General features: G+C 61.9%; 25 protein-coding genes. 7 read left to right on the top strand and 18 right to left on the bottom strand.

Going from position 1 to position 25,112, the window contains the following annotated elements:
• Positions 1 to 28: 28 nt before the first annotated feature.
• The 3 genes from Q1A06_RS11875 to Q1A06_RS11865 form a co-directional block, all read right to left on the bottom strand.
• On the bottom strand, positions 29 to 193 hold the full coding sequence (locus Q1A06_RS11875; RefSeq protein WP_299563571.1) for a YdcH family protein: 165 nt from the start codon (positions 191 to 193) through the stop codon (positions 29 to 31).
• 108 nt (positions 194 to 301) lie between these two features.
• Complete coding sequence (locus Q1A06_RS11870; protein ID WP_299563568.1) at positions 302 to 1,042, bottom strand: methyltransferase; 741 nt, start codon at positions 1,040 to 1,042, stop codon at positions 302 to 304.
• The gene (locus tag Q1A06_RS11865; protein ID WP_299563566.1) at positions 1,039 to 1,254 is read right to left on the bottom strand and encodes a DUF2007 domain-containing protein; all 216 of its coding nucleotides are present in this window, start codon (positions 1,252 to 1,254) and stop codon (positions 1,039 to 1,041) included. The genes Q1A06_RS11870 and Q1A06_RS11865 overlap by 4 nt, the downstream gene beginning before the upstream one ends.
• Positions 1,255 to 1,323: 69 nt before the next feature.
• Here Q1A06_RS11865 and Q1A06_RS11860 point away from each other — a divergent pair, with 69 nt between their 5' ends.
• A complete protein-coding gene (locus Q1A06_RS11860) occupies positions 1,324 to 2,322 on the top strand; it encodes a polyprenyl synthetase family protein (protein WP_299563563.1) in 999 nt (332 codons plus the stop codon).
• Here the strand turns inward: Q1A06_RS11860 and Q1A06_RS11855 are convergent.
• From Q1A06_RS11855 to Q1A06_RS11840, 4 genes are all read right to left on the bottom strand, one after another.
• Positions 2,315 to 3,106, bottom strand: coding sequence for a 4-(cytidine 5'-diphospho)-2-C-methyl-D-erythritol kinase (locus Q1A06_RS11855; RefSeq protein WP_299563560.1), 792 nt, complete (start codon positions 3,104 to 3,106; stop codon positions 2,315 to 2,317). The two genes, Q1A06_RS11860 and Q1A06_RS11855, sit on opposite strands and share 8 nt — an antisense overlap.
• A complete protein-coding gene (locus Q1A06_RS11850; protein WP_299563557.1) occupies positions 3,096 to 4,823 on the bottom strand; it encodes a tetratricopeptide repeat protein in 1,728 nt (575 codons plus the stop codon). The genes Q1A06_RS11855 and Q1A06_RS11850 overlap by 11 nt, the downstream gene beginning before the upstream one ends.
• A gap of 280 nt (positions 4,824 to 5,103) precedes the next feature.
• Complete coding sequence (locus Q1A06_RS11845; protein WP_299563554.1) at positions 5,104 to 6,756, bottom strand: electron transfer flavoprotein-ubiquinone oxidoreductase; 1,653 nt, start codon at positions 6,754 to 6,756, stop codon at positions 5,104 to 5,106.
• Between the two features lie 103 nt (positions 6,757 to 6,859).
• Positions 6,860 to 7,525 (bottom strand): DUF998 domain-containing protein, encoded by a 666-nt coding sequence (locus tag Q1A06_RS11840; protein ID WP_299563551.1) that lies wholly within the window; start codon positions 7,523 to 7,525, stop codon positions 6,860 to 6,862.
• A gap of 286 nt (positions 7,526 to 7,811) precedes the next feature.
• Between Q1A06_RS11840 and greA the strand changes: the two genes are divergently transcribed.
• Together greA and Q1A06_RS11830 are read left to right on the top strand one after the other, a co-directional pair.
• On the top strand, positions 7,812 to 8,282 hold the full coding sequence (greA, locus tag Q1A06_RS11835) for a transcription elongation factor GreA (protein ID WP_299563549.1): 471 nt from the start codon (positions 7,812 to 7,814) through the stop codon (positions 8,280 to 8,282).
• 14 nt (positions 8,283 to 8,296) lie between these two features.
• Positions 8,297 to 9,382 carry a hypothetical protein gene (locus Q1A06_RS11830; protein ID WP_299563546.1) on the top strand — a complete coding sequence of 362 codons (1,086 nt, stop codon included), beginning with the start codon at positions 8,297 to 8,299 and terminating at the stop codon, positions 9,380 to 9,382.
• Positions 9,383 to 9,574: 192 nt separating this feature from the next.
• Here Q1A06_RS11830 and glp read toward each other — a convergent pair whose 3' ends face one another.
• Genes glp through Q1A06_RS11810 form a run of 4 tightly spaced genes read right to left on the bottom strand, consistent with a single transcriptional unit; the run spans position 9,575 to position 13,686 of the window.
• The gene (glp, locus tag Q1A06_RS11825; RefSeq protein WP_299563541.1) at positions 9,575 to 11,689 is read right to left on the bottom strand and encodes a gephyrin-like molybdotransferase Glp; all 2,115 of its coding nucleotides are present in this window, start codon (positions 11,687 to 11,689) and stop codon (positions 9,575 to 9,577) included.
• Positions 11,686 to 12,177 carry a molybdopterin-guanine dinucleotide biosynthesis protein B gene (gene mobB / locus Q1A06_RS11820; RefSeq protein ID WP_299563537.1) on the bottom strand — a complete coding sequence of 164 codons (492 nt, stop codon included), beginning with the start codon at positions 12,175 to 12,177 and terminating at the stop codon, positions 11,686 to 11,688. Before mobB ends, glp begins: the two co-directional genes overlap by 4 nt.
• Positions 12,174 to 12,776, bottom strand: a complete 603-nt coding sequence (gene mobA / locus Q1A06_RS11815; RefSeq protein WP_299563531.1) for a molybdenum cofactor guanylyltransferase MobA — start codon at positions 12,774 to 12,776, stop codon at positions 12,174 to 12,176. The genes mobB and mobA overlap by 4 nt, the downstream gene beginning before the upstream one ends.
• Positions 12,777 to 12,798: 22 nt before the next feature.
• Complete coding sequence (locus Q1A06_RS11810; RefSeq protein WP_299563526.1) at positions 12,799 to 13,686, bottom strand: formate dehydrogenase accessory sulfurtransferase FdhD; 888 nt, start codon at positions 13,684 to 13,686, stop codon at positions 12,799 to 12,801.
• A gap of 47 nt (positions 13,687 to 13,733) precedes the next feature.
• Between Q1A06_RS11810 and Q1A06_RS11805 the strand changes: the two genes are divergently transcribed.
• Both Q1A06_RS11805 and Q1A06_RS11800 read left to right on the top strand, forming a co-directional pair.
• Entirely contained in the window at positions 13,734 to 14,450 is a 717-nt protein-coding gene (locus Q1A06_RS11805) for an AzlC family ABC transporter permease (protein WP_299563523.1), read from the top strand.
• The gene (locus tag Q1A06_RS11800) at positions 14,447 to 14,779 is read left to right on the top strand and encodes an AzlD domain-containing protein (protein WP_299563520.1); all 333 of its coding nucleotides are present in this window, start codon (positions 14,447 to 14,449) and stop codon (positions 14,777 to 14,779) included. The genes Q1A06_RS11805 and Q1A06_RS11800 overlap by 4 nt, the downstream gene beginning before the upstream one ends.
• Here the strand turns inward: Q1A06_RS11800 and Q1A06_RS11795 are convergent.
• The 5 genes from Q1A06_RS11795 to Q1A06_RS11775 form a co-directional block, all read right to left on the bottom strand.
• Complete coding sequence (locus Q1A06_RS11795; protein ID WP_299563517.1) at positions 14,752 to 15,366, bottom strand: hypothetical protein; 615 nt, start codon at positions 15,364 to 15,366, stop codon at positions 14,752 to 14,754. The genes Q1A06_RS11800 and Q1A06_RS11795 overlap by 28 nt on opposite strands.
• Positions 15,367 to 15,386: 20 nt before the next feature.
• Entirely contained in the window at positions 15,387 to 15,521 is a 135-nt protein-coding gene (locus Q1A06_RS11790; RefSeq protein WP_299563514.1) for an aa3-type cytochrome c oxidase subunit IV, read from the bottom strand.
• 118 nt (positions 15,522 to 15,639) lie between these two features.
• The gene (locus tag Q1A06_RS11785) at positions 15,640 to 16,104 is read right to left on the bottom strand and encodes a DUF6173 family protein (protein ID WP_299563511.1); all 465 of its coding nucleotides are present in this window, start codon (positions 16,102 to 16,104) and stop codon (positions 15,640 to 15,642) included.
• A gap of 2 nt (positions 16,105 to 16,106) precedes the next feature.
• On the bottom strand, positions 16,107 to 17,153 hold the full coding sequence (locus Q1A06_RS11780) for an MBL fold metallo-hydrolase (RefSeq protein ID WP_299563508.1): 1,047 nt from the start codon (positions 17,151 to 17,153) through the stop codon (positions 16,107 to 16,109).
• Complete coding sequence (locus Q1A06_RS11775; protein WP_299563505.1) at positions 17,153 to 18,868, bottom strand: acyl-CoA dehydrogenase; 1,716 nt, start codon at positions 18,866 to 18,868, stop codon at positions 17,153 to 17,155. Before Q1A06_RS11775 ends, Q1A06_RS11780 begins: the two co-directional genes overlap by 1 nt.
• Positions 18,869 to 19,009: 141 nt before the next feature.
• Between Q1A06_RS11775 and Q1A06_RS11770 the strand changes: the two genes are divergently transcribed.
• Entirely contained in the window at positions 19,010 to 19,954 is a 945-nt protein-coding gene (locus Q1A06_RS11770; RefSeq protein WP_299563502.1) for an L-threonylcarbamoyladenylate synthase, read from the top strand.
• A gap of 4 nt (positions 19,955 to 19,958) precedes the next feature.
• Here Q1A06_RS11770 and Q1A06_RS11765 read toward each other — a convergent pair whose 3' ends face one another.
• Positions 19,959 to 20,513: a YqgE/AlgH family protein gene (locus Q1A06_RS11765; RefSeq protein ID WP_299563499.1), complete on the bottom strand. Its 555-nt coding sequence runs from the start codon at positions 20,511 to 20,513 to the stop codon at positions 19,959 to 19,961.
• A gap of 129 nt (positions 20,514 to 20,642) precedes the next feature.
• Here Q1A06_RS11765 and Q1A06_RS11760 point away from each other — a divergent pair, with 129 nt between their 5' ends.
• The gene (locus Q1A06_RS11760) at positions 20,643 to 21,449 is read left to right on the top strand and encodes a protein-disulfide reductase DsbD domain-containing protein (RefSeq protein ID WP_299563496.1); all 807 of its coding nucleotides are present in this window, start codon (positions 20,643 to 20,645) and stop codon (positions 21,447 to 21,449) included.
• A 12-nt stretch (positions 21,450 to 21,461) separates the two neighbouring features.
• On the opposite strand, the gene Q1A06_RS11755 is transcribed toward Q1A06_RS11760, so the two are convergent.
• Complete coding sequence (locus Q1A06_RS11755; RefSeq protein WP_299563493.1) at positions 21,462 to 25,109, bottom strand: efflux RND transporter permease subunit; 3,648 nt, start codon at positions 25,107 to 25,109, stop codon at positions 21,462 to 21,464.
• Between the last annotated feature and the right edge of the window lie 3 nt (positions 25,110 to 25,112).

The raw sequence follows: 25,112 nt of genomic DNA, 5'->3' as shown, positions 1-25,112 counted from the left end.
AGCGCGCGCCAGCTTTATCAGGTGAACTCTACTCTGAAAGTCGCGTAATTTCTTCTTTCAGACGCATTTTCTGTTTTTTCAGATCCGACAGATGCAAAGCGTCTGTCGCGGGCGAACGCTGAGCGGCTTCAATCGCCTCACTCATGTCGCGGTGCTTCTTTTTCAACGCCTCAAGATGTGCAGTCAGTGCCATACGTCCTCCAGTTGTTAAAGTGCCTGTTCAGATGAGCATGAATTAAAATCAAAGTCACGCTGCCATGCAGCATAGGGGCGCGATAGGTAAACAGCCGCTTAACGCGGCTTAAAATTCGAGCGCGGCACCAGAACGCAACGCCGCGCGAACGCGTTCTGTGTATTGGTCACCATCGCGGTGCACTTGTCCCTCGTGCATCACCAGCGGCGCGTGCAGCCGAAAATCCGCACGGCCTGATTTGCGTGCCCTCACGATCACCAGCTCGGCCTGTCGCCCGCCGCGCGGGGCCAGAGGCAAAACCTCGACCGACCCCATATCCGGCGGCAATGCCGCAAGAAGATCGGGCAGTCGTGCAGCACGGTGAATGAAGTGCGCCTGTCCGCGCGGAGCCAGCCGTTTCGCCGCTGTCTCGACCCAGACCTCAAGCGGTGTCTGCTCACCCAATGCCGCCTCTCGCTCGCCGTTGCGTGCCGCGATGGACGCCGCGCGCCGGTAATAGGGCGGATTGGCAAGGACGTGATCAAATTGTCGCTGTCTCAAATCAAGCGGCAGCGCCGCAATGTCCGCAGTAACCACCTCCAGGACCGGCCCGCCGTTGCGCACGGCAAGTTTCGCGTAGGATGCCTCACGCTCGACCCCGGTAAGCGTCAGCCCCGGTACCCGCGCCCCAAGGCACAGGATCGCGGCGCCCACGCCACAGCCCAGTTCAAGCACGCGCTGCCCGGAATTTGCAGGGATCGTCGCGGCCAGCAGGACCGGATCCACACCTGCGCGGTAGCCCTCGCGCGGCTGCCACAGATGAAGCAGACCGCCCAGAAATGCATCGCGGGTCAGGGTATCGTCGTTCACCGTCCCAGCGGGATCTCGTTGTCCCGCATCACGATTTCGGCGGCGGCGTGATCGCTGTCGCGCACCATCAGACGGCGGGGAAAAATTCCGATACCACCTTCGAGGATGCTCATATTTACGTCCATCTGAAAGCAGTCTATATCCTCGCCTTGCAGGAGAGCGGAGGCAAAGGCGATGATCGTCGGATCGGTGCTGCGCAGGAGTTCTTTCATATCAGCGATCTAAGCGCAGGCGTCACGCTTGTCGAGCGTTCGGATGTTTTTGTACGGGAATAAGCGATCATGACCACCCAGATGAGCCAGAAACCCCACGACCACCTTGCCGGGCTTCTGGCCCAGGATCTGGATGCCGTGAACACGCTCATCCGCGCGCGGATGGCATCGCAATACGCGCCGCGCATTCCCGAAGTCACAGCGCATCTGATCGACGCGGGTGGCAAGCGTCTGCGGCCCATGCTGACGCTGGCAGCGGCGCGGCTGTGCGGCTATGATGGTCCGTATCATGTACATCTCGCGGCAACGGTGGAGTTCATTCACACCGCTACGCTGTTGCACGATGACGTCGTCGACGAAAGCGAGCAGCGGCGCGGCAGACCCACGGCGAACCTGCTCTGGGACAACCAGTCTTCGGTGCTGGTGGGGGATTATCTGTTCGCCCGCAGCTTTCAACTGATGACCGAACCCGGGTCCATGCGGGTGATGAAGATCCTGTCGAACGCGGCGGCGACCATCGCGGAGGGCGAGGTACTGCAACTCACGGCGGCTCGCAATCTGGCCACCGACGAAAGCATCTATCTGCAAGTGGTGCGCGGCAAGACCGCAGCCCTGTTCTCTGCCGCGACCGAGGTGGGCGGCGTGATCGCGGATGCCGACGAAACGTGGGTGAGCGCGCTCTACGACTATGGCGACGCCCTGGGCATCGCATTTCAAATCGTGGACGACCTGCTCGACTATCAGGGCCAATCGGGCGCCACCGGCAAGAACATCGGCGACGATTTCCGCGAACGGAAACTGACGCTGCCGGTGATCAAGGCCGTTGCAAAGGCCGACGCGGACGAGCGCGCATTCTGGTCGCGTACCATCGAACGGGGCAAGCAAGGCGAGGGCGATCTGGAGCATGCCTTGGCGTTGATGGAAAAGCACGGCACTTTGCGCGCGACGCAGACCGATGCGTTGTCGTGGGCTGCCAAGGCGAAGGCGGCGCTTTCTCCCCTGCCCGACCACGAGATCAAGGACCGGCTGACCGATTTGTCGGATTACGTGGTGAGCCGGATCAGTTAAGACACCGGCCCCGCATGACCCACCAGTCAGGGCGCGCGGTGCGGATGCGCGCTTCGGCGTGCGCGGCATTTTCGTAGATCCCGAAACAAGTGGCCCCGGACCCGGACATGCGCGCCAAAAGGGCGTCGTCCATCGCTGCAAGCACATCGTCGATCTGTGGCGCGATGGTCCGTGCCGGTGCTTCGAGGTCGTTGCGCTGCCGTGCCAACCAGCGACACAGCGTCGCAAGATTGTCGAATTGCGGCAAAATTCGCTCCATCGGTGCGTTCGTTTTCTCCCGCAGCCCTGCGAATACCGCGCCCGTGGGCACCTCGATGTGTGGATTGACGAGCAAGAGCTCAAACTGCGGCAGGCCGCGCACCGGATCCAACTGATCCCCTATGCCACGCATTCTTTGTGGCGCATTGTTCAAGCACACAGGCACATCCGCACCAAGCTCTGCTGCGCGCGCTGCACCGCCGAATTGCCGCAGCACAGCCGCCGCGTCAGCCGATCCGCCGCCAATGCCCGCGCCGTGCGGCAAATTCTTTTCCAACCGGATCCGACCGGTCCATCCAGCCAGTTCGGCGGCACGCCAGACCAGGTTGCCTGCGTCCACCGGAACCCCTTGCGCAAAAGGACCGCTGGTTTCAATCGAAAGGGTCGGCGCGGAATCGAACGAAAGCCGGTCACCGATGTTTGCGAAAACGACGAGACTGTCGAGAAGATGGTAGCCGTCATTCCGCTGACCAGTGACATGCAGGCTGAGATTCACCTTCGCCGAAGCGAATGACTCAATCGCCATTGGCAACCTTCAAGGGTGCCGCTCCCTCTTCGCTCAGCACCTGGTCCAGTCCCACTTCGATCTTGCGACGGATCCGGTCGGGCTCGGCTTCGGTGTCGGTTTCAGCGAAATCCAGAAACGACAGGGCACGCTTCCATTGGAACTGCGCTTCGCGCTTGCGGCCAACGGCCCAATAGACATCGCCAAGGTGGTCGTTGACCACCGGATCGACGGCTTCCAATTCCACCGCCCGTTCCATTTGCTCGACGGCTTCTTCATAGCGCCCGAGGCGGTAGTAAACCCACCCAAGGCTATCGACGATGTAACCGCTGTCGGGGCTGGCAGCGACGGCGCGCTCGATCATGTCGAGCGCCTCGTCGAGTTTGCGCTGCTCTTCGACCAGCGAGTACCCCAGATAGTTCAGCACCTGAGGCTGATCGGGGTTGATAGCAAGAGCGGCACGAAAGTCCGCCTCGGCGGCGATGCTGTCGTCCAAGCGCGATTCCGAGATCCCGCGCGAGAAGTGAAGGAACCACGCCCGCGTGTCGTCGTCGGGGGTAAGGTCCAGCGCGCGGGTATAGGCCGCGATGGCGCCCGCGTCGTCGCCTTTGGCGCGCAGGGTATCGCCCAATGTCGAGTGCACGACCGCCAGATCACCGTGACTGCGTGTCAGCTGCGCCAGCACTTCGATTGCCTGATCGCCCCGGTCAAGACGCCGCAGCGCAGCGGCACGCCCCAACTCGGCCACGTGGTAAGCCGGATCATCCGAGGCGATTGCGCGATATTCGTCGATGGCAAGCTGGTGTTGCCCGAGGCTTTCGAGAAGATCCGCAGTCAGCAGGAGCGCATCGATATGATCCGGGCGCAGATAGCGCGCCATGCGTGCGTAGAGCAATGTGTAGTAATCATTGGCCTGCTCCGCCCGAAGCAGCGCAGAAAAAGTATAGAATACCTCGGCCAATCCTGCCCGCGTTGTCGGCGCCAATGTGAAGGGCAGCGTTTCACCGGTTTCAAGAACCGCAATCAACGCGTCAAGCTCGGGATCGCTTGTTCCTGCGAACGAGTCGCGGATAATATTCAGCGCGTCGTCGTTACGGCCCAGTTGCGACAAAATTTCCGCCTGCGCGAGGACACCGCGACGTGTCCGCGACGCAGCCCCCGGCGCACCGGCATCAAACAGGGCTTGGGCTTCGGCGTAGCGGCCAAGCGTACCAAGAGCCAGCACCTTGTGATAACTTACGATGCCCTGCATCCCCGCCTGTTCGGCAATGGCGTCGAATTGTGCCATCCCGGCATCTATATCGTCGGCGCCGATCAGCGCCCACGCCTTGACCAACCCGTCGACCCAAGGGCTGATACCATCACTTTCGACCTCGCGATCCGCGAGTGTGGCGTAATCACCTTCGTCGATGAGCCCGGCGGCAATCACCATCCGCGCCGCTTGCGACCGATGCCCAAGATCGACGATGGATTGCGCCAACGGCAACGCTTGGCGGATGTTCCCAAGCGCGAGATAGGCCAATGTGGCGTCTTCCATCAATCCGACATTCCCCGGATCGCCTGCCAGCGCACGACCGTAGTACTGCGCCGCCGTCGCATAATCGTTCTGCACCGATGCGTTGCGACCCGCAAGATACGCTCCGGCCAGTGAATCGGCCTGAGACGAAGGTGCGGGGAGGCTGACAGCGAAACCCACGCCAAGGGTCAGTGCGGAAACGGTACTCAGGAAAAAACGCATGTGTTCGGCCTTTTTGGAGTTCACTTCAGGCTAGCATGTTTGCGCTGACGTGCAATGGCAGGGCCCTGCCAGGATCGGCGGGAGATTGCTAAATCCGTTCAAAGTTCTGCGAGCTTCCAATGTCGTTCCGACAGAGGGTTAAGCGACGGCGGCCTTCGATCGGTCCTGGCTGTGCGCCGACAACAGCGCGCGAGACAACTCTTTGTCGCGGGCTGCAAAGGCAAAGAGGCGCACCCCGTCCGCGGGTGCGCCTCTTTTGATCCACAGATCATAGCGGTTTTTACATATTCGGATAATTCGGCCCGTCACCACCTTGCGGCGTGGTCCAGACGATGTTCTGCAGCGGATCCTTGATGTCACAAGTCTTGCAATGCACGCAGTTCTGGAAGTTGATGACAAAGCGTGGATCCTTGCCGTCTTCTTCGACGAATTCATACACGCCAGCGGGGCAGTAGCGCGCGGAAGGCCCGGCGTATTTCGGCAGGTTGACATCGACCGGGATGCTGTCGTCTTTCAACTTGAGATGCGCGGGCTGGCTTTCTTCGTGATTGGTGAACGAGAACGCGACGTTCGTCAGACGGTCAAAGCTGAGCTTGCCGTCGGGTTTGGGGTAGTCGATCTTCTTGTGCTTGGACGCTTCCTCGGTCACTTCGGCGTCTGATTTGCCGTGGCCCAAAGTGCCCAGTATCGACCCGCCGAACAAGGTGTTGCACCACATGTCGAAGCCGCCGATTGCCAGGGATGCGCTCAGACCGTATTTCGACCACAGCGGCTTCACGTTCCGGACCTTCCACAGATCTTTGCCGATCGCGCCGTTGCGTACATCCTCTTCATAGTCGGGCAGCTCGTCACCCGACCGGCCCGCCTGAATTGCGGCGAATGCAGCCTCGGCTGCGGCCTTGCCCGAAAGCATGGCATTGTGATTGCCCTTGATGCGCGGCACGTTGACCATGCCGACCGCACACCCAAGTAGTGCCACGCCGGGTGCCACCATTTTGGGCATCGACTGATAGCCACCCTCGGTAATCGCGCGCGCGCCGTATGCCACCCGCTTGCCGCCTTCCAAAAGATTCTTGACCATCGGGTGATGCTTGAACCGCTGGAACTCCATATAAGGGAACACATGGGGGTTCTTGTAACCAAGGTGGACGACGAAGCCGACGTACACCTGATTGTTTTCAAGATGGTAAATAAAGGATCCGCCCCCCGCGTTCTTGCCCAAAGGCCAGCCCATCGTGTGCGTGACCGACCCTTCCTTGTGCTTGGCCGGATCGATCTCCCAGATTTCCTTCATGCCAAGACCGTATTTCTGCGGCTGTTTGCCCTTGTCGAGATCGTATTTGGCGATGACCTGTTTCGACAGGGATCCGCGCACACCTTCGGACAGGAAAACGTATTTGCCATGCAGTTCCATGCCCGGCTCGTATCCGTCGCCCTTGGTGCCATCGGGACTGATGCCGAATTCCCCGGCCACGACACCTTTGACTTCGCCGTTATCGCCATAGACCAGTTCGGAACATGCCATGCCGGGAAAGATCTCGACCCCCAACGCTTCGGCCTGTTCCGCCATCCAGCGGCAGACGTTGCCCAGCGACACGATGTAATTGCCATGGTTGTTCATCAACGGCGGCATCGGGAAATTCGGCACCCGCACCTCGCCGGATTCGCCCAGCATATAAAAATTGTCTTCGACAACGGGTACATTCAGCGGCGCACCCTTTTCTTTCCAGTCTGGCATGAGCGCGTCGAGACCACAAGGATCGAGCACGGCACCGGACAGGATGTGCGCCCCCACCTCAGAGCCTTTTTCGAGCACGACAACGTTGCAATCCGCATCCAGTTGCTTCAGGCGTATCGCGGCAGACAGGCCTGCAGGTCCTGCACCCACGATTACAACGTCGTATTCCATCGCTTCGCGTTCATTCTCGGCCATGACAGGCGCTCCCTTTCGGTAAAAACGGTTTCACAGGACCTAGCGAACGGCGCCCACCTTTGCAATCACGACGGCACGTTAAAATTGACGCTGGGGCACCGGATCAGACTTCGTCGGACCTGTTGACATTGCGGTTATTTCCACCCTGACAGTTCCGCGAGACCTGCAACAGCACGCAGCCGTAGGTAACGACCCACACGAGGCTGACCACCCCCAGCCCGCGCTCCCACAGACCGTCGTATCCCGTTGGCATCAAGAAAAAAATTGGCGCTCCGACACACCACAAAACCGCCACACACCATGACACGATCCTAAGCCGGCCGCTGAGTTGATCGCCGACTAATCCCATAAGGATGAAACAGCCTGCAAAAAGCGCCCCCATCACATATACGATGTAGATGTGGATCACGAGGCCTTCGCTGTCGCCGTCCCCGTATTCGTTCCGGGCACCGATGATTACGACGCACAACGCCAGTAACACCAGGATGAATGTCAGTGCCGTCCACCGAAACGCGCCGTCATGAACATGTGCAGTGCCCAGGGCGAGCGCCAGAAGAGCACCGGCATATCCGTAGAGTGCCACGTCCTGAATAATCTCAAAGCGTCCGGCAGCCAGATCGCTCACCGTATCGGCGATCCAGTCGTGATCGGGCACGACAATCGAGCCTACGACATTCCCGATCAGCAATGCGGCACTTCCAAGAAGGGCGATCCAGCCCAAAGAAGACAAAAAGGCGGGCGCGAGTGTCGGGCGCATTTCATGTGACAACAGACGCGTTCCTTTTTCTGGGCGTACCCGTCCTAAACGCCGCTGGCCCCAAACGGTTCCGAAGCACCGGACTACGCCAGCTGATACGCAAAGATTGCCCTTTCACACCATTCCGGATCGGCGCGGCTCATTCTCTTGCGAAGGGTCCGGTCTCGGCAATAGATCGCTGCAACGGCCCGCCATATGCTCTTGCATTTGACGGTAAACTTGGGTCAGGTAATTGACAACAGAAACGCGCGCCCCGAAGCCCTTTCGGGGCGCGCCTTAGTATCACGGACCAGACGCCATGGAAAAAATCCCGATGACCCGCGCCGGTCATACAGCCCTTGAGACAGAACTCAAACACCTCAAGACCGTTGAACGTCCCGCCATTATCAAGGCGATCGCCGAGGCGCGCGAACATGGTGATTTGTCGGAGAACGCAGAGTATCATTCCGCCAAGGAAAAGCAGTCGTTCATCGAGGGCCGCGTCAAGGAACTGGAAGGGGCCATATCGCTTGCCGACGTGATCGACCCCGCCAAATTATCTGGCGCGATCAAATTCGGTGCCAAGGTAACGCTGGTAGACGAAGATACAGATGAGGAAAAAACCTATCAGATCGTTGGCGAATACGAAGCAAAGATCGAGGATGGATTGCTCAATATCAAATCCCCGATCGCCCGCGCGCTGATCGGCAAGGAAGTCGGCGACAGCGTCGAAGTCCGCACACCGGGGGGCCAGAAATCCTATGAGGTTCTCAAAATCGTCTACGCCTGATCGGAGCACGGTCCATGACTGACATCACGCCGCCCGATCCGTCCCGCGACACCCAAGACGCAGCGAAATCCGCAACAGGAAATCGCGGACGATCGCGCGGCAAAGCGGCGCGTCCGACGCCGCTGGGTATCTACGACAAGGCCCGACCTGGGGGAATCACCGGAATCGAAATTGCGGCCGTGGCGCTTTCCGTGGTCTGGCTTTTGGGGTGCATCATATTTTTCGTCGCGGTTCCGCGCGCACCCGGTCCCGCCGACCAGGACGGTCTGCGGTTTCTGATGACCATGCTTGCGGTATTCATGCCTGTCGCGATGATCTGGGTCGCCGCAACGGCGGCGCGGGCGAGCCGTGTCATGCGCGAGGAAAGCCAGCGCCTTCAAGCAGCGATCGACGCGATCCGGCAAGCCTATATCGCGCAGCAACAGGGTGGCACGCTGAACTCCGAACCGTCCGTCACCCGCAAACTTGACGAAATCGCCGCGGCAACCAAGAAAACGGAAAGCGCGCTGGCGACATTCTCCACCCGTCGCGACGAGATTCAGCGCACGGCGAAGCCGCTCGCACCGCCGCCCGCAATCGAGGAACAGTCCGTGCTCGCGCTCGGCACGCAAACCGCGGACACGCTGCCCCCCGTCGAAAGCGACGATTTGATCCGCGCGCTGAACTTTCCCGAAACGGCGGAGGATGCCGAAGGGTTCGCCGCTCTGCGTCGCGCGCTCAAGGACCGTAACGCCGCGCAACTTATTCAGGCCGCGCAGGATGTACTGACCCTGCTCAGTCAGGATGGCATTTACATGGACGATCTGCGGCCCGACCGTGCCCGTCCCGAGGTCTGGCGCACATTCGGCCAGGGCGCGCGCGGTCGCCCGATCGCAGCCCTTGGCGGCATCCGTGATCGGTCGTCACTTGCACTGACCGCGGGACGCATGAAGCAGGATCCGATTTTCCGCGACGCGGCGCACCACTTCCTCCGGCGGTTCGACAAGTTGTTCGCCGATTTCGAGAAAATCGCTACCGATGCGGAAATTTCGGCGCTGGCAGACACCCGTACTGCCCGGGCTTTCATGCTGCTGGGCCGGGTCGCGGGCACATTCGACTAGCAGTGTTCACAGGCAAACGAACGGCTGTTCGCGTCGCAGAACTCGACCGCTCCGCCGCGCAACTTGGATCGATCACGCGGCGCGATTTCGGCAGACCATCGCACATGAGATCTGCGCAGCCGTCGTCACGAACCAGGGCGCTGTCGTCCGTTTCGATATACCGATTCTGCGCCGCCTGAACATATCGCACAATTAACTTAGGCCGAAGCTGCTGAACGGAATGTATCGCACCATGTCCCCGTGGCCGATGTCGCGAGCCGGCGTGTCCAGTTCCACCAGCCCGTCGGCCCAGCTCAGCCCGCTGATCCGTCCGGATCCTTCGGAGCGGAAAACTTCGGCTTGACCGTTGACGATACGGGCGCGCAGATACTCCCGTCGACCCGCTTTCTTGCGTTTGATAAACGCGGCCGGGACTTCGAACCCCTGCGGCACTGTCCACGCAGCCCCTGCGAGTTGCGCGAGGGCCGGTCGCGCGAAGACAAGCGTGCAGACCATCGCAGCCACGGGGTTTCCCGGCAATCCAAAGACCGGAACGCCCCGCCACTGGCCCAACGCGAGCGGGCGTCCCGGTTTGATCGCGATCCGCCAAGTCGTCACGGTGCCCTCCGCACGCAAGAGCGCGGACATGTGATCCTCATCCCCCGCCGACGCGCCGCCACTTGTCAGGATCGCGTCCACCTGCGTCGCGCCCGCGTCGAGCATCTCGCGCAAGCCGGCGCGGTCATCCGGCGCCGTTCCCAGATCGACCGGCTCATGCCCCAGCTGCGCGATCATCGCCAGCAGCATCGGGCGGTTCGCATCAAAAATCTGCCCCGCGCCCGCCGCCTCGCCCGCCGACACAAGCTCGTCGCCGGTTGACAGGATACCGACACGCAACCGCTGCCGCACGTCGAGATCTGCCACGCCGGTGGCCGAAAGCAGGGCAAGATCAGCCGCAGTCAACCTGCGCCCTGCGCGCAATACGACATCACCCGATGCGACGTCTTCGCCCGCGCGACGTGTGTTGGCCCCCTGCTTGATCGCGCCGCTGAAGGCAATGTGATCCGATTGCACCGTTACGTCTTCTTGCAGGATGACGGTATCCACCCCATCGGGCAATGCGGCGCCGGTCAGCACACGGATCGCGTGGCTCGCCGGGACGGCACCGGGCGCATCCCCCGCCGCCGCCCGGCCCGCGACCAAAGGCAGGCGGTGCGTACCCTCGCATCTTCCGCCCGCAAATCCGTACCCATCCACGGCAGTGTTGGGCAGGGGCGGATTGGCGCGCTTTGCCTTGACATCGTTGGCGGAGATCCGCCCAGCAGCATCTATAACCCGCACGGATTCGGTGCCGGTCACTGACGTCAGTTGCACGCGCAACCGGTCCAGCGCATCCTCCACCGGGGTCCAGTGCACGCCCTGCGGCAGGGCAAAGCAATCGTTGCGCAAGGGCGGTGCGGGGCTCAGAACGGCGTCCAGTACGTCGGAAACCCCCGCGCCCAGGATCCACGCCTCTTCCCGTGCGCCCTCTGGCAGATCGTACATCAGGTCCGACAGGCGTGCGACCGGCAGCTGCGACAGCGCCTCGGCCAGCAGTCGTACCTGTTCGCGGTCCCGGATCGCATCTTGACCCAGCACGGAAAGCCGTGCCTTGACGGATTTTTCGATCACACCGGGCCAGATCTCGGCCAGCACGACTTCCGCCTGTGCACAATCCTCGAACGGCCAAACGCTGACACCCGTTATTCTCCGCAACCGGTTGAGCGTCGGAAGCCCCATCATCATCTGCCCGCCGACCGTCGGCGGAAAGGCAAGCTGAAAGCACGACGATGCCGCCTTGGCCAGCCTGTCGCACGCACGCTTTTCCGCGAACATATCATATACGATGTCTTTCTTGCGAAAAGGCACGTCGGGCCATTTGTCTTCGCTTGGCTTGCCCCAGAACGGGCCGGGTTGGGTAAAGAGCCGGTTCAGTGTCTCGGCCACCTCATAGCGGTTGTTGGTCCCGTCGGGGGCATCTGTGATCCGTGCCTCGAACCAATCCCAAAGCTGCAAAGGATCGTCGGAGCCGGTGACGTGCCGCGCAAAGCCCTGCGGATATCCGAACGGAAAATCGAACGCGCACAACATCCGGCGCCCAGCGGCCTTCTCAGTCATTACAAGGTCTTTGATCTGGTCCTCGGCCTCTTGGCGTGATCGGCAGTACACCGGCTCCTCGGACTGTCCTTCGCGGGTCAGCCCAAGCCAGATCGAATCTTTGCGCGGACTGGGGCCCGCGCGTTTGCCCGCCGACCAGTCGACAACCAGAAAGGTAGCAAAGCCGCTCACAACCCGACCTCGGCCAGTATGTAATCGGCGATTGCCACGGTATCGTCGAGGTCGAAAACAGGCCGATCAAGGGTCATTCCCGTATCGCTGGCCACGGCCCGCACCGTCGGGTCACCGGGCGCGATCAACGGATTTCCGGTAACCGCGCGGTGCGCCTCGATCTTTGGATGCGCATCGCGTTTGTAGCCCTCGATCAGCACCAGATCGACAGGAGACAAGCGCGTCAGTAGATCTTCCAGCGGCGGCTCCGGCGCATCGCGCAATTCGTGCATCAAAGCGATCCGGCTGCGCGATGCCAACAGCACTTCGGCCGCGCCCGCCTGTCTGTGACGAAAGCTGTCCTTGCCGGGATGATCCACGTCAAAGCTGTGATGGGCATGCTTCACGGTCGACACGCTGAAGCCCCGCCCGGTGATCTCACGGACCAGCCGTTCCATCAGCCCGGTCTTGCCCGCGTTCTTCCACCCGACGACGCCGTACAGTCTCACAGCATGGCCTCCGCCTTTGCCAGATCCTCGGGCGTGTTGACGTTGAAAAACGCGGCCTCCTGCGGAAACACCGCCTCGCGTCCGCCGTGCCTGTCGGTCCACAAGACGACCTTGCGCGTCCCGTCTTCAAGCGCCGCGCGCAGGTCTTCGCGCAGGGCGACGGGCCAGAGGCCAAAAGTAGGGTGCCGTGCGGTGCCACGCTTTGGGTCCGGCGTTGCGGCAAGGGCGACGGGGTGCGCCATGCCCTCGGCAGCGAGAAGCAATTGCGGCACCAGATCACAGGGAAAAAACGGCGTATCCGCCGCCGCCGTCACGATCGTATCAGCGCCCTGCGCCGCAGCCCAATCCAGACCAGCCAGCACGCCGGCCAGGGGGCCGGCGAAGCCGTCGATACTGTCGCCCAGCACCGGTAAGCCAAAATCCCCGAACCGCGCGGCATCGCCGTTGGCGTTGATCGCCAGCGCGGCCACTTGCGGTGCCAGCCGCTCGATCACCCGCGCCAGAAGGGTCTGTCCGCCGACCGACAGCAGGCCCTTGTCGCCACCGCCCATTCGGGTCGCCTGCCCGCCCGCGAGAATGACACCAAGCGGCTGTTTCATCCCGATATGTCCTGCCCGATGCTCATGCGGCCCCCTTGCGGGACGCGCGCTTGCTTTCCTCCGCGACGGTATCGGGGTCCGTGTCGCGGACGAGCCGCGATTCACCGCTCAGACAGATAAAGCGTTTGCCTTTCATCCGGCCAATGAGGGTCAATCCCACCTGTTGCGCGATTTCGACGCCCCAGGCGGTAAACCCCGACCGCGACGCAAGCACCGGGATGCCCATCATCGCCGTCTTGATCACCATCTCCGACGTCAACCTGCCGGTGGTGTAGAGAATCTTGTCCTCCGCTGGCACCTGTTCCGACAACATCCACCCCGCGATTTTGTCGACTGCATTGTGGCGACCGACATCCTCCATATAGACGAGCGGCCGGTCGCCGCAGCACAGCACCGTGCCGTGAATGGCCCCCGCCTCCAGATATAGACTTGGTGTGCGGTTGATCCTGGCCGACAGCGCGTAAAGCCAGGACGTGCGCACCGGTGTCTGCGGCAGCGTGACCGCCTCCAACCCCTCCATCATATCGCCGAACACCGTTCCGACGGCACAGCCGCTGGTGCGGGTCTTGCGGCGCATCTTGTCCTCGTAATCGGTCGCGCGTGCCGTCCGCACCACAACCGTCTCAAGCTCTTCGTCATAGTCTACGCCGGTTATCTCTTCATCCGCGCGCAGCATGCCCTGATTGCGCAGGAATCCCAGAGCGAGGTATGCAGGGTAGTCGCCGATGGTCATCGCCGTGACGATTTCCTGTGCGTTGAGAAAAATCGTCAGCGGACGTTCCTCCACCACCCGGATCTCAACTTGCGCGCCGGTGTGGTCACGGCCTGTCACCGCCCGCGTCAGCCGCGGGGCCGAAGGGTCCGGCGCAATAAGGTAGTCGGACAGATCACCGCTTTGTGCCAATTGCATACCCTTTCACAACCCGTTACCCCTTGCGCACAAGCTAGGCGTATCAGATGATCTCCACCACCCGAAAAAACTATTACCTTCAGGGCGTCGTCGCCAGCAGTCCATTTATTCTGGTTGTTGTTCCCTTCGCCGCGCTGTTCGGTGTGCTCGCGACCGAAGCGGGCCTTGATCTAGTTGAAACGATGGCGTTCTCGATCGTCGTCATTGCGGGTGCCGCACAGTTTACGGCTTTGCAGCTGTTGCAGGAAAACGCACCCACTGCGATTGTCCTGCTTTCGGCGCTTGCAGTGAATTTGCGCATGGCGATGTATTCCGCATCGCTCACGCCCTATATCGGGGCGGCGCCGCTGTGGCAGCGCGCGATCTGTGCGTATCTGACCATTGACCAGACCTATGTTGTCGGCGTGTCGCGGTACGAGGCGGAGCCGCAGATGACTGTGCCGCAGCGAATAGCCTTTTTCTTCGGGGCGGTGACGCCCATTGTGCCGCTTTGGTACATATTCACGCTGATCGGTGCGATCGCGGGCGCGCGGGTTCCTGACAGCTGGGCGCTCGATTTCGCAATCCCGATTGCTTTTCTGGCGATGATCGCACCGATGTTCCGCACGCCCGCGCATCTGGTTGCCGCCCTTGTCGCCGTCGCGGTCAGCCTGCCCGCGGCGATGCTGCCCTATTCACTCGGCCTAATCGTGGCGGGCATCGCTGGCATGATGGCCGGGGCACAGACCGAGCTTTGGCTCGCACGGCGCGGAGAGGTGGCATGACGGAAATCGAAACCGGCACTCTGTGGACGGTCATCATTCTGCTCGGCATCGGCAGCTTCGGTTTGCGCTTTGTTTTTACCGGATTGGTCGGGGACCGTGCGATGCCGCCCTGGCTGCTACGCCATCTGCGTTATACCGCTGTGGCGATTCTGCCGGCACTTGTGGCACCGCAGGTCGTCTGGCCCGTGGCTACGGACGGGGTATTTGACGTGCCGCGCGCCGCAGCGGCGGTAGTTACCCTTGCCATCGGCCTCGTGACACGCAACGTGATCCTCTCGATCCTGTGCGGCGCCGGGACGCTCTATGGATTGCTGTTCGTGATGGCGTAATCGGCCACGCCGTCGCGCACATCGCCGCTGTCGGTCTCGTAATAGCGATCCGTGATGACGTTAGGCATCCCCTCGACCTGCTCCATCAGCTTGAGCGGGTAAAAACCCTGTCGAATATTCTGAAACCCCGGTACTTGCCGCAGGATACCGGAGGTCGCATTGGCGCACATTGCGCTGGCCACTGCGCCATTCGCCTGCACGAGTTGCAAGGCCCGCTCGGCCTGTGCCGCCGTCAGCGGAATTTCCTGCGAGACGACATGAAAAGTGTCGCGTGCGTGGGCGGATTTATAGGAGCGCACCCACGAAGGCGTCATCCCGTAAAGCACATCACCGCGTTCAGGCACACGCGCGTGTTCGAACGAACCCGCTGGATCGAACAGCACGGATTGGCTGGCGTTGATCAATAACGCCGAATGCGCGCCGGCCCCGCTGTTGTTGTTCACCATGGTAAACAACGTCATCGAAGGCTGTCCCGTTGGTCGGTAGACGCTGGCTTCGATCTCTTGGGTTGACGATTCCTTACCCTTTTGGGCGCAACCGGCAACGAGCGCGCCCGCGACAGCGAGCGCCAGAAACAAGTTACTCATAACAGGGGTCCGGTCCGATCTCAGCGCGCGAAGATCGCCATGAAAATAAGAATGCCGATGATTACCATAATCGAACGGGTAACGAATTTGACGAAGCCTTCAAATGTCTTTTCCTGCGACTGCGTGTTCATCGTACCGTGTTCATGCTCTGCCATGGGGGGCGTCCTTCTATGGGTTGCTGTACAGCGTTACGCGCTAATTACGCGATTTGCCAGCATCTGTCACGCCGGTTTTGGCGGAAGAAGTGGCACATAGTGCGGCAGGTCATACTGCTTAGTCTTCCGCCTGTTCGAGATCCTGCACAAGCTTAAAACCAATCCGGTTCGGGCGGGCGGTCTTGACCGCCTTCGGCGCCGCACGAAGCACAACATTAAGCTGAGTGACATGCTGTACCAACTGCATCTTTGCACCCTTCGAATCCACGCCATAGAACGTCACGATATCGGGATCGAAATAGCCCATTCCCTCGATCCGCAGAACACCTGCATCCGCCCCGGCAAAGCCCATGGCGACCTCGTGATTCTCGTCGAGACTCTCCTCGAACTTCTTGAGATACATGACTGTCCGCTCATAGGCCCATTGCGCTGGCGACTTTTGTGCCACCGGCTTGCCGGTCATGCCCTTCGGAAGCGGCTGGTCCTGCGCGCATTTGGCGTCCGGATCGGAATGAACCTCATAGACGCGCGGCAGCGCATCGGCCTCGTGCGCCTCAGCGGCGGTCGCTATTACATCATCCATATCTATCCCTTGCGCTGGAACAGCCAGGCACCGTCGTCGCGCTGCGTGCGATTGGCAAGACCTGTCTGGTGAAGGTGGCTCAGATGCGCGAACGCTTCAACGAGGGCCAGACCATATTCAGTCTCGCCGATCTTGCGTTTGAACAGTGGCGCGAACACGTCACCGGCGGCCTTGGGATCGTCAATATACGCCAGCAAACGCTTGAGCGCGCCGTGGTGATTGTCGATCAGTTGCCGCATCCGCGAGGACAGACCGGTGAACGGCAGCTTGTGACCGCCCAAAACCAGATGATCATCTCCCCCCAGCGGCGCCAACCGTTCGCACGCCTCCAACCATTCTCCGATCGGATCGGCCATTGGTTCGGTCGCATAAACCCCTACGTTCGGGCTGATGGATGGCAGGATCTGGTCGCCAGCGATTACCAGATTGTCGTCACGGCTCCAGAACGTCGCGTGCTCGGGCGCGTGGCCGTTGCCCATGTGCACATCCCATATCCGCCCGCCGATCTCGATCATATCACCCTGCTGGATCCGGGTATAGCCCAGCGGCAAGGGGGCCACGATATCGGAGAAATTGAACGGCCGCTCGGCAGCGCGTTTGTCGTAGATCGCGCGGTCCATACCCGCGGAGCGGTAGAAAGCCAGCGTTTCGGGGTTCGGCGTGTCTTCGGTGTCCAGCGTCAGCATCCGCGCTGTCAGCCATGCCGTTCGCGTCGTGACCAGTTCCGCCCCATGCTCGGTCTGGAACCATCCAGCCAACCCGATGTGATCCGGGTGATGATGGGTGACGATAACGCGCGAGATCGGCTTGCCCTGCAACGGGCCATCCATGATCTGCTTCCATACCTTTTTCGTTTTGCCGGAGGCAAAGCCGGTATCGATGATGCTCCAGCTATCGCCCTCGTCCAGTGCATAGACGTTGACGTGGTCCAGCTTCATCGGCAGCGGCAGTCGGAACCACAAGATACCCGGCGCGACCTCGATAGCCTGAGCTCCTTCGGGAGGGGTTTTCCACGGATAGCGCAGTGCCACCGGTGCCTCGTTGCCCATTACGCTGCCAACTCGTCTGGGCTGAGCGCATAGAGATCCGCGGCCCCCGCCTGCGCGTGCGCGAGCAACGCCGCGTGTTCGGGCAGCATCCGCTGGATGTAGAAACGCGCCAGCTTTTCGCGCGCGCCACCCTGATCGGCCATCGCCGCCTTGAGGTGCAAATGACCGCCCAGAACCCGCGCAAAGGCACGCAGATATGGGAAAGCACCGGCGAACCGTTCCTGTAGATCGCTCTGCGCCACCAACCATTCGGTCGCCTCGCGCAGGCTTTCAGCAGCGTCCCAAACGTCCTTTGCCAGATCGGGAAAGACTTCCTTGGCCTTCTCGACATCCGCCTCGATTTCGTCAAGCAGTGCCATCGCCGCCTCGCCGCCGTCCATCATCTTGCGCGCCACGAGATCCATCGCCTGGATGCCGTTGGTGCCCTCATAGATTGCCGTTACGCGCACGTCGCGCGCGTATTGCGCCGCACCTGTTTCCTCGACAAAGCCCATGCCGCCGTGCACCTGAATACCGGTGTCGGCGACAGCGATGCCCATATCGGTGCCAAACGCCTTGGTGATCGGCGTCAGGAGCGCGGCGCGCGCTTTCCACGCCTTGTCACCCGTCGCGTTTGCCATGTCGATGGCGACGGCGTTGCTTGCCGCGATCGCACGACCGGCGAAAATATCCGCTTTCATCGTGGTCAGCATCCGGCGCACATCGGCATGCCCCAGGATCGAGCCTTTGCTCGTCTCGTCCTGAGTCTTGCCCTGCTTACGGTCCTGCGCGTAGGCCAGCGCGTGCTGGTACGCCCCTTCGGCCACGCCGATGCCCTGCCCACCGACACCGAGTCTTGCGTTGTTCATCATGGTGAACATTGCTGCCATGCCGCCTTCCTTGGCACCGACGAGCCAACCGGTCGCGTCAGCATATTCCAGAACGCAGGTCGGCGACCCGTGAATGCCCAGCTTATGCTCAAGGCTCACGACATTCACGCCGTTTCGTTTTCCAAGGCTGCCGTCCGCTTCGGGAATAAATTTTGGCACCAGAAACAGGCTGATCCCCTTGGTTCCCGCCGGCGCGCCGGGCAGTCGTGCAAGAACAAGATGGCAGACGTTGCCCCCGAAATCGTGATCGCCCCAGGTGATATAGACTTTCTGGCCGCTGATACTGTACGTGCCGTCGCCATTGTCCTCGGCCTTGGACGTAAGCGCCCCTACATCCGATCCGGCCTGCGGTTCGGTCAGGTTCATTGTGCCGGTCCACTCACCGGAAATCAGCTTGGGCAGGTACAGATCCTTGATCTCGTCGCTGGCATGATGCTCCAACGCCTCGATCTGGCCCTGCGCCATCAACGGTGCCAGCTGCAAAGAGAGGCACGCGCCACTCATCATGTCACCGACCGCCGCCGTCAAAGCCATCGGCAGCCCCATGCCGCCGTACTCGGGATCGGCGGCCATCCCGATCCAGCCGCCTTCGGCGATCGCCTTGAAGCCTTCCGCGAATCCGGGCGATGTCCGCACGACGCCGTTCTCCAGATGCGCGGGATGCAGGTCCCCTTCACGTTGCAGGGGGGCGATGATTTCGCTGCACATCTTGCCCGCCTCCGTCAGAATGGCCTGCGTCACATCATCTGTGGCGTCCTCGAACCGTTCGGTGCCGCGCACGGCCTCCAGGTCCACGACGTGTTCGAAAAGGAATTTGTAGTCTTCAACAGGCGCACGATACGGCATAAAGGGTCCTCTCAATGTCAAGTCATGCCCGCCGGTACAGGGGCGTCGGCGATGCGTTTGGATCACCGGTTTGGCTGTACGATGTAGAGCAAGTGCGGCGAGCGCAACCAAAACGCGGCGTCAAAGCTTCAGGAGTTTCGCATGGCTGAACAAACCAGACACCTCGTGGCGACGCACAAAGCACTGACGCAGGCCGCGTCACTCCTGCGCAGGGGGCATCTTGTCGCGTTTCCGACCGAGACTGTCTATGGCCTCGGCGCGGATGCGCGGCAGGGCGAAGCCGTCGCCGCGATCTATGCGGCAAAGGGACGGCCCAGCTTCAATCCGCTCATCGTGCATGTCGCGGATGTGCCCGCAGCGCGCCGTCTGGCAGTGTTCAATGCACAGGCCGATATATTGGCCGCTGCCTTCTGGCCCGGCCCCCTGACGCTCGTCCTGCCGCTGAAAGAAGGTTATGGGCTGTCGCCGCTTGTCACGGCGGGCAATCCCACGGTTGCCTTGCGCGTCCCCGCCCATCCTGCGGCACGCGCGCTCCTGCGCCTTTTCGGTGGGCCGCTTGCGGCACCCTCGGCCAATCCATCGGGCCGGATCAGCCCCACGACCGCCGCGCATGTGCATGCGGGTCTGGACGGAAGGATCGCTGCGATCGTCGATGATGGTCCCTGCCCCGTCGGCCTTGAAAGCACGATCATCGGCTTCGACGGCGATATTCCCGTGTTGTTGCGTGCGGGTGGCCTTTCTGCGGACACGATAGAGGCGCTGCTGGGCGCTCCGGTCCTTTCCCCGACCGGAGACGATGTTATCGCGCCGGGGCAACTGGCGTCGCATTACGCGCCGCGGTGCCTCATGCGTCTGAATGCGCGGGCGGCGCGAACGGGGGAGGTGATGCTCGGGTTCGGCGATATTCCGGGCGATCTTACGCTGTCGGCCAGCGGCGACCTCACCGAGGCGGCGGCAAATCTGTTCGGACATCTGCACAGGCTCGACGCGCTGGCCCGTCCGATTGCGGTCGCACCGATCCCGATGACCGGCCTTGGCGTTGCGATAAACGATCGTCTGACTCGCGCCGCCGCACCGCGCGACTGATCGCTCAGGCGCGGCCCGCCGTCGATGACAGGCTGACCGGTTCGATCCCGATACTGCGCACGGCAGCGTCCCATTTCCCGTCATCCGTCGTCCCGAACATCAGTTCTGCGGTCGCTGGCGCGGTGAGCCATCCGTTTTGCGCGATCTCTTCCTCAAGTTGGCCGGCGCCCCAACCGGCATAGCCCAGCGCGAAGAGAAATTTATCGGGGCCGGTGCCGTTACCGATATCGCGCAGAATGTCCTGCGTGCCGGTCACCGAAAAGGCCCCGGGCACTTCAAGCGAGGCGCGCAGGCTGGTTTGCTCGGCAGCGTGCAACACGAATCCGCGATCCGTTTCGACTGGCCCGCCGAAATAAACCGGCGCGTCGGCAAGCGCCGGGCCGGTGTCGAGTGACAGCTGCTCTATCACGTCGCGCAGCAATTTATCCTGCACGGGTTTGTTCACGATCAGCCCCATCGCGCCATCGTCGGAATAGGCGCATATGAAAATGACCGACCGCGTGAAGCGGGGATCGGTCATGCCCGGCATCGCGATCAAAAGCTGCCCTGCCAGTTCCATAGCCGATCCTTCCTCTTCATCCTGTCCGCAGTTTGCCCAGCGCGCACTGAGCCTGCAAGGGGCATCACTGTCACATCCCTATCTGATATGTGACTTGGCAAAATGAGCGGGTCCCGCCAAACAGGTCGCATGATGAACAAAATGCTTCTTGCCGTCTCCTTCATCGCCTGCGCCAGCACGGCGCGTGCCTCTGATCCCGTCGGCACGCCGGTACGCGGCGAGATTATCACCGGGTGGCAGCAGGCCGACGGCTCGCGCGTCAGCGCGGTGCGCCTTACGCTTGCTCCCGGCTGGAAAACCTACTGGCGCGCACCCGGCGATGCTGGCATCCCGCCAGACTTTTCATGGACTGGCTCCGACAATCTGGCAGGTGTCACGGTTAGCTGGCCAACGCCGAAAGTGTTCGACCAGAACGGCATGCGGTCCATCGGCTATGGCACGCAGGTGATCTTGCCGCTGAGCATCGCACCACGAGAGCCGGGCGCGCCGGTCACGTTGAAACTGCGCATGGACATCGGCGTATGCAGCGACATATGCGTGCCCGAAACCCTGCACCTTGACGCGACGCTCGAAACCGGCAGTGCCAAGATCGTCCCGGCGATTGCCGCAGCGCTGGCCGAACGTCCTCTGACTGCGCGCGAGGCAGGTGCGGGGCCCGTGACCTGCACGCTCAGCCCGACGCAAGACGGATTGGTGGTCACGGCACGCCTGACCCTGCCCCACACCGGAGGCGATGAACATGTCGTGATCGAAACAGGGCGCCGCGATGTCTGGGTCTCCGAGGCACAGACAATCCGCTCCGGCAATGTCTTGACGGCAAGGGCAGAAATGGTGCCCGGCGCGACGGTTCCACTTGCCATAGACCGCTCGAAAATGCGGTTCACGGTTCTGGGGGCATCACACGCGGTCGATTTGCAGGGGTGCAGCCCCGGCTGAAACAACGGTCTGCTAGACTAAACGGCGGCGCAGCAGCATCGTCGCAGCGCCAGCCGCGTATCCCGCAAGCGCACACAGCCCCGCCCCTGCGATGAACAGGACAAGTGCCGCGGCCATTGCGGACATGTTCGCTAGCATCGGCAGTGCCACCACGAACGCTGGAAAGAGCGCCCCTTGCCACGCGGCAAACCCCAGCGTCAGCGCGCCCCAGCCCAGGATCACCACCCAAAGCAATGCAAGCCCAAGCCGAAGCCCGACCGCAGGCGCGCGCAGCCCGCGCCGCATCGCTGTGATCTGGCGTCCGATATCGTGCTGTGCCGCGACCAGCGCCGGAACCACCAGCAGCACCAATATCATTCCAAAGCCCAACCCATAGACCAGCGTAATCACGGTCGGCTTGAGAAACTGTGCCTGCAGGCTACGCTCGAACAGCAAGGGGGCCATTCCGAGAACAGTGGTCAGCGTTGTCAACATGACCGGCCTCAGACGGTCGGCGGCGCCATCGATAATCGACGGGATCAGCCCGCGATCAACGGCGTATTCGTCGATCGTCGTTACCAGAACGATGGAATCGTTGATGATGATGCCCGTCATCCCGAGCAGACCCACCACCGTGAACATGCTCAGCGGCACCTCCCACACGGCATGCCCATAGATCGCGCCGACCAGCCCGAAGGGAATGATTGCCATCACCACCACTGGTCGCGTCCAACTTCCGAAAACCCACGCCAACACCAGAAAAATACCTGTCAGACACAGGATCAACCCGGTGAGCGCATCGGTCAGAAATTCGGTCTCTTGCTCGCTCAGCCCCGCAAGGCGGTATTCGACCTGCAGTTCCGATGCAATGCGCGGCAGAATATCATCGGTCAGCGCCTGATTGATCTCGCTGGCACGGGCAGGGTCGTCCTCCGAGATGTCGCCTGTCACGGAAATCAGCCGGATCCCGTTCTCGCGCCGCACGGTACTGAACCCGGTGCGTTGAGTAACGCTCACGATGTCACCCAACGCGACGTAGTTCCCCGCGGGCGTGCGCATGCGGGTACTGTCGAGAAAATCCGCAGATAGCGCGCCTTCGGGAAGCTCCACCCGGATCGCCGCTGAGCGCGGACCATCGGGATAGGTCGCCGCCTCGATCCCGCCCAGCCGGTTGCGCAGCACACGCCCAAGATCGTCGATGGTAAAGCCCAACGCCTGCCCCTGCGGCGTCAGATCGAGGATCAGTTCTTCCTTGTCATAGGCAAGATTGTCCTGCACCGCGCTCACTTCGGGGTATTGCAGAAGTGCTGTCTGAAGCGCTTCGGAGGCATCTTTCAGGGTCTGCGTGGCCGCACCATAGAATTCGACGCTCAACGAGTCGCCGCCCGGACCGGACCGCCAGCCCCGAAAACTGACAAGCTCCGCGCGCGGATGATTGACGACTTCCTCCTGCAGCTGGGCGACAAAGGCGAAGCTGGAATAGGGCCGCAGATCGGCATCGATCAATTCGATTGAAATACCGCCCAGCAGATCGCCGTCCTTGCCGTCGGCTGCCGACAGGCCAAAGCCGGAGTTGCCGCCGATCTGGGCCATGACATAGTCCAGCGGATTGACCCCGTGCTCGGCTTCGAGCCTCGCTGCAACAGCGTCGGTCGCGCGCTGCATCTCGCGCATCATCTCTATCGTGTCGGTGCGGCTCGCGCCTTCGGCCATGATGAAATTGCCGGTCACCGACCCACGCTCGGGCGCGTTGAAGAACCGCCATTGTACATCGCCACGGATGAACATCGCCACCTGCGACGCCAGTACCGCGACGACCCCGGCCAGCACCACATAGCGTGCCGCGATGACCCCCGCCATGAACGGACGGAACAGCCGCTCGCGCATCCAGACAAAGCCGCCGTTGACCACCACCGAAGGGGTGTCGATCCCGTGCAGGGCCAGCCCCCGCTTGATCGCGCGGCGGCGTGCCGGACGAACAATCATCCAAAGGACGAACGCCGCGAAAACTCCTGGCACGCCAACGAGGGCCAGCGCCTGTCCCGCCGCAAAAAGCCCGTCCATCTGCGCGCCGGTGAGGCGACGAAAGAGGTAGACACCAAGGAAACTCGCCGCCGTAGCCAGCGCTCCTGCGGTAGCTGCGCTTACCAAAGTACCGACGAGAAATTTACCCTTGCCCGCGATCCGCTTTTTGTCGGCGGCGGCAAGGGCGTGGTACATGTGGTGGGGCAGGATCAAAAAGCATTCGACGAGCGAGGCGACCAGAACGGCGATCACCGTAAAAGGAATGTCACTTATCAACCCGCCAAAACGCCCGCCCACGACCACCAAACCGAAAAACGCAATCACGGTCGTGAGCGTCGCTGCAAACACCGGCATCGCCATGCGCTGCGCCGCACCTTCGGCGGCTTGCGCGGCACTCATACCGCCGAGCCTGTATCGGTGATCGGCGTGTTCGCCCACCACGATGGCATCATCCACGACAATGCCCAGCGTGATGATCAACCCGAACAGCGAAATCATGTTGATCGTCAGCCCGCCCAGATACATCAGCGCAATCGCCGCGCCCATCGCAACGGGAATGCCCGCCGCCACCCAGAATGCGGTGCGCGCGTTCAGGAACAGGAACAGCAGCGCCACGACCAGTCCAAGGCCCATCAATCCGTTCTCGATCAGCAGATCGAGCCGGCCTGTGATCGCGGCGGCGCGGGTGCGGATCAGCTCCACGCTCACACTCGGCGGCAGGCTCGCCTGCAACTGGGTCACAACCTCTTCGACCGCGCGCTGGATGCCGATGGCGTCGCCCTTGTCGGCACGGTCCACCCGGATCGACATGGCCGGATTGTCGCCCACGAAAAACCCAACCTCTCGGTCGATCCCTTCGGCCCGGACCGTCGCCACATCCCCCAGAAACAGCTTTGATCCGTCCGGATTGGAACGCAGCGTGATCTGGGCGATTTCCTGCGGCGTACGTTTGGCGGTACCGGTACGCACCCGCGCGTTTGCCCCCGTCACATCGCCGGCCGGATCGGCGTTCACCTCCGCCGCAATGGCGGCGGCAATCTCGGCCATCGACACATCATAGGCGATCAGCCTGGACGAAGGCACCTCGACCAGCGTTTGCGGGGCGGCGACCCCCTGCACCGTAGTCCGCGTCACACCAGCCGCGAACAGCCGCGTCACAAGCTCGTCGGCGAAACGGCCCAATTGTGCCGGGTCGACGGGGCCGGTGATCACCACATCCGTGACACGGTCGCGCCAGACACCGCGACGCACTTCGGGATCTTCCGCATTCTCCGGCAGGCCGGTAACAGCGTCGACTGCTGTTTGCACGTCGTTGGCGGCGCGCGCCATGTTCCAGCCCGGCTCGAACTCCAGCGAAATCACACTGCTGCCCTCGCGCGACGCGCTGCTCGATCCTTCTACACCCTCGAGACTCAGAAGCGCCGTCTCAAGAACCTGGCTTATCGCCTCGTCCACATCTTCGGCGCCCGCGCCTTGCCAGATTGTCGTTACATTCACATTGTCGATGATCACATCGGGAAAGAACTGCGCGCGCATGTTGGGCGCCGCCGTGAATCCCGCCACCAGCAACAATACCAGCAACAGGTTTGCCGCCGTCCGGTGGCGGGTGAAATACGACAGGATACCTTGCGCCCGTCTTGGAATGTCGCGCGCCATGCT

The organism is uncultured Sulfitobacter sp., from assembly GCF_947497275.1.
Classification (GTDB): Bacteria; Pseudomonadota; Alphaproteobacteria; order Rhodobacterales; family Rhodobacteraceae; genus Sulfitobacter.
The sequence above is the reverse complement of the archived record's forward strand: the minus strand, read 5'-3'. Positions and strand labels throughout refer to the sequence as shown.

What these genes read in the sequence shown, in the direction of transcription:
- Q1A06_RS11875 (WP_299563571.1), bottom strand. Translation starts at nt 193, where the DNA reads ATGGCACTGACTGCACATCTTGAGGCGTTGAAAAAGAAGCACCGCGAC.
- Q1A06_RS11865 (WP_299563566.1), bottom strand. Translation starts at nt 1,254, where the DNA reads ATGAAAGAACTCCTGCGCAGCACCGATCCGACGATCATCGCCTTTGCC.
- Q1A06_RS11860 (WP_299563563.1), top strand. Translation starts at nt 1,324, where the DNA reads ATGACCACCCAGATGAGCCAGAAACCCCACGACCACCTTGCCGGGCTT.
- Q1A06_RS11855 (WP_299563560.1), bottom strand. Translation starts at nt 3,106, where the DNA reads ATGGCGATTGAGTCATTCGCTTCGGCGAAGGTGAATCTCAGCCTGCAT.
- Q1A06_RS11850 (WP_299563557.1), bottom strand. Translation starts at nt 4,823, where the DNA reads ATGCGTTTTTTCCTGAGTACCGTTTCCGCACTGACCCTTGGCGTGGGT.
- Q1A06_RS11845 (WP_299563554.1), bottom strand. Translation starts at nt 6,756, where the DNA reads ATGGCCGAGAATGAACGCGAAGCGATGGAATACGACGTTGTAATCGTG.
- greA (WP_299563549.1), top strand. Translation starts at nt 7,812, where the DNA reads ATGGAAAAAATCCCGATGACCCGCGCCGGTCATACAGCCCTTGAGACA.
- Q1A06_RS11830 (WP_299563546.1), top strand. Translation starts at nt 8,297, where the DNA reads ATGACTGACATCACGCCGCCCGATCCGTCCCGCGACACCCAAGACGCA.
- mobA (WP_299563531.1), bottom strand. Translation starts at nt 12,776, where the DNA reads ATGAAACAGCCGCTTGGTGTCATTCTCGCGGGCGGGCAGGCGACCCGA.
- Q1A06_RS11810 (WP_299563526.1), bottom strand. Translation starts at nt 13,686, where the DNA reads ATGCAATTGGCACAAAGCGGTGATCTGTCCGACTACCTTATTGCGCCG.
- Q1A06_RS11805 (WP_299563523.1), top strand. Translation starts at nt 13,734, where the DNA reads ATGATCTCCACCACCCGAAAAAACTATTACCTTCAGGGCGTCGTCGCC.
- Q1A06_RS11800 (WP_299563520.1), top strand. Translation starts at nt 14,447, where the DNA reads ATGACGGAAATCGAAACCGGCACTCTGTGGACGGTCATCATTCTGCTC.
- Q1A06_RS11795 (WP_299563517.1), bottom strand. Translation starts at nt 15,366, where the DNA reads ATGAGTAACTTGTTTCTGGCGCTCGCTGTCGCGGGCGCGCTCGTTGCC.
- Q1A06_RS11790 (WP_299563514.1), bottom strand. Translation starts at nt 15,521, where the DNA reads ATGGCAGAGCATGAACACGGTACGATGAACACGCAGTCGCAGGAAAAG.
- Q1A06_RS11785 (WP_299563511.1), bottom strand. Translation starts at nt 16,104, where the DNA reads ATGGATGATGTAATAGCGACCGCCGCTGAGGCGCACGAGGCCGATGCG.
- Q1A06_RS11780 (WP_299563508.1), bottom strand. Translation starts at nt 17,153, where the DNA reads ATGGGCAACGAGGCACCGGTGGCACTGCGCTATCCGTGGAAAACCCCT.
- Q1A06_RS11775 (WP_299563505.1), bottom strand. Translation starts at nt 18,868, where the DNA reads ATGCCGTATCGTGCGCCTGTTGAAGACTACAAATTCCTTTTCGAACAC.
- Q1A06_RS11770 (WP_299563502.1), top strand. Translation starts at nt 19,010, where the DNA reads ATGGCTGAACAAACCAGACACCTCGTGGCGACGCACAAAGCACTGACG.
- Q1A06_RS11765 (WP_299563499.1), bottom strand. Translation starts at nt 20,513, where the DNA reads ATGGAACTGGCAGGGCAGCTTTTGATCGCGATGCCGGGCATGACCGAT.
- Q1A06_RS11760 (WP_299563496.1), top strand. Translation starts at nt 20,643, where the DNA reads ATGATGAACAAAATGCTTCTTGCCGTCTCCTTCATCGCCTGCGCCAGC.
- Q1A06_RS11755 (WP_299563493.1), bottom strand. Translation starts at nt 25,109, where the DNA reads ATGGCGCGCGACATTCCAAGACGGGCGCAAGGTATCCTGTCGTATTTC.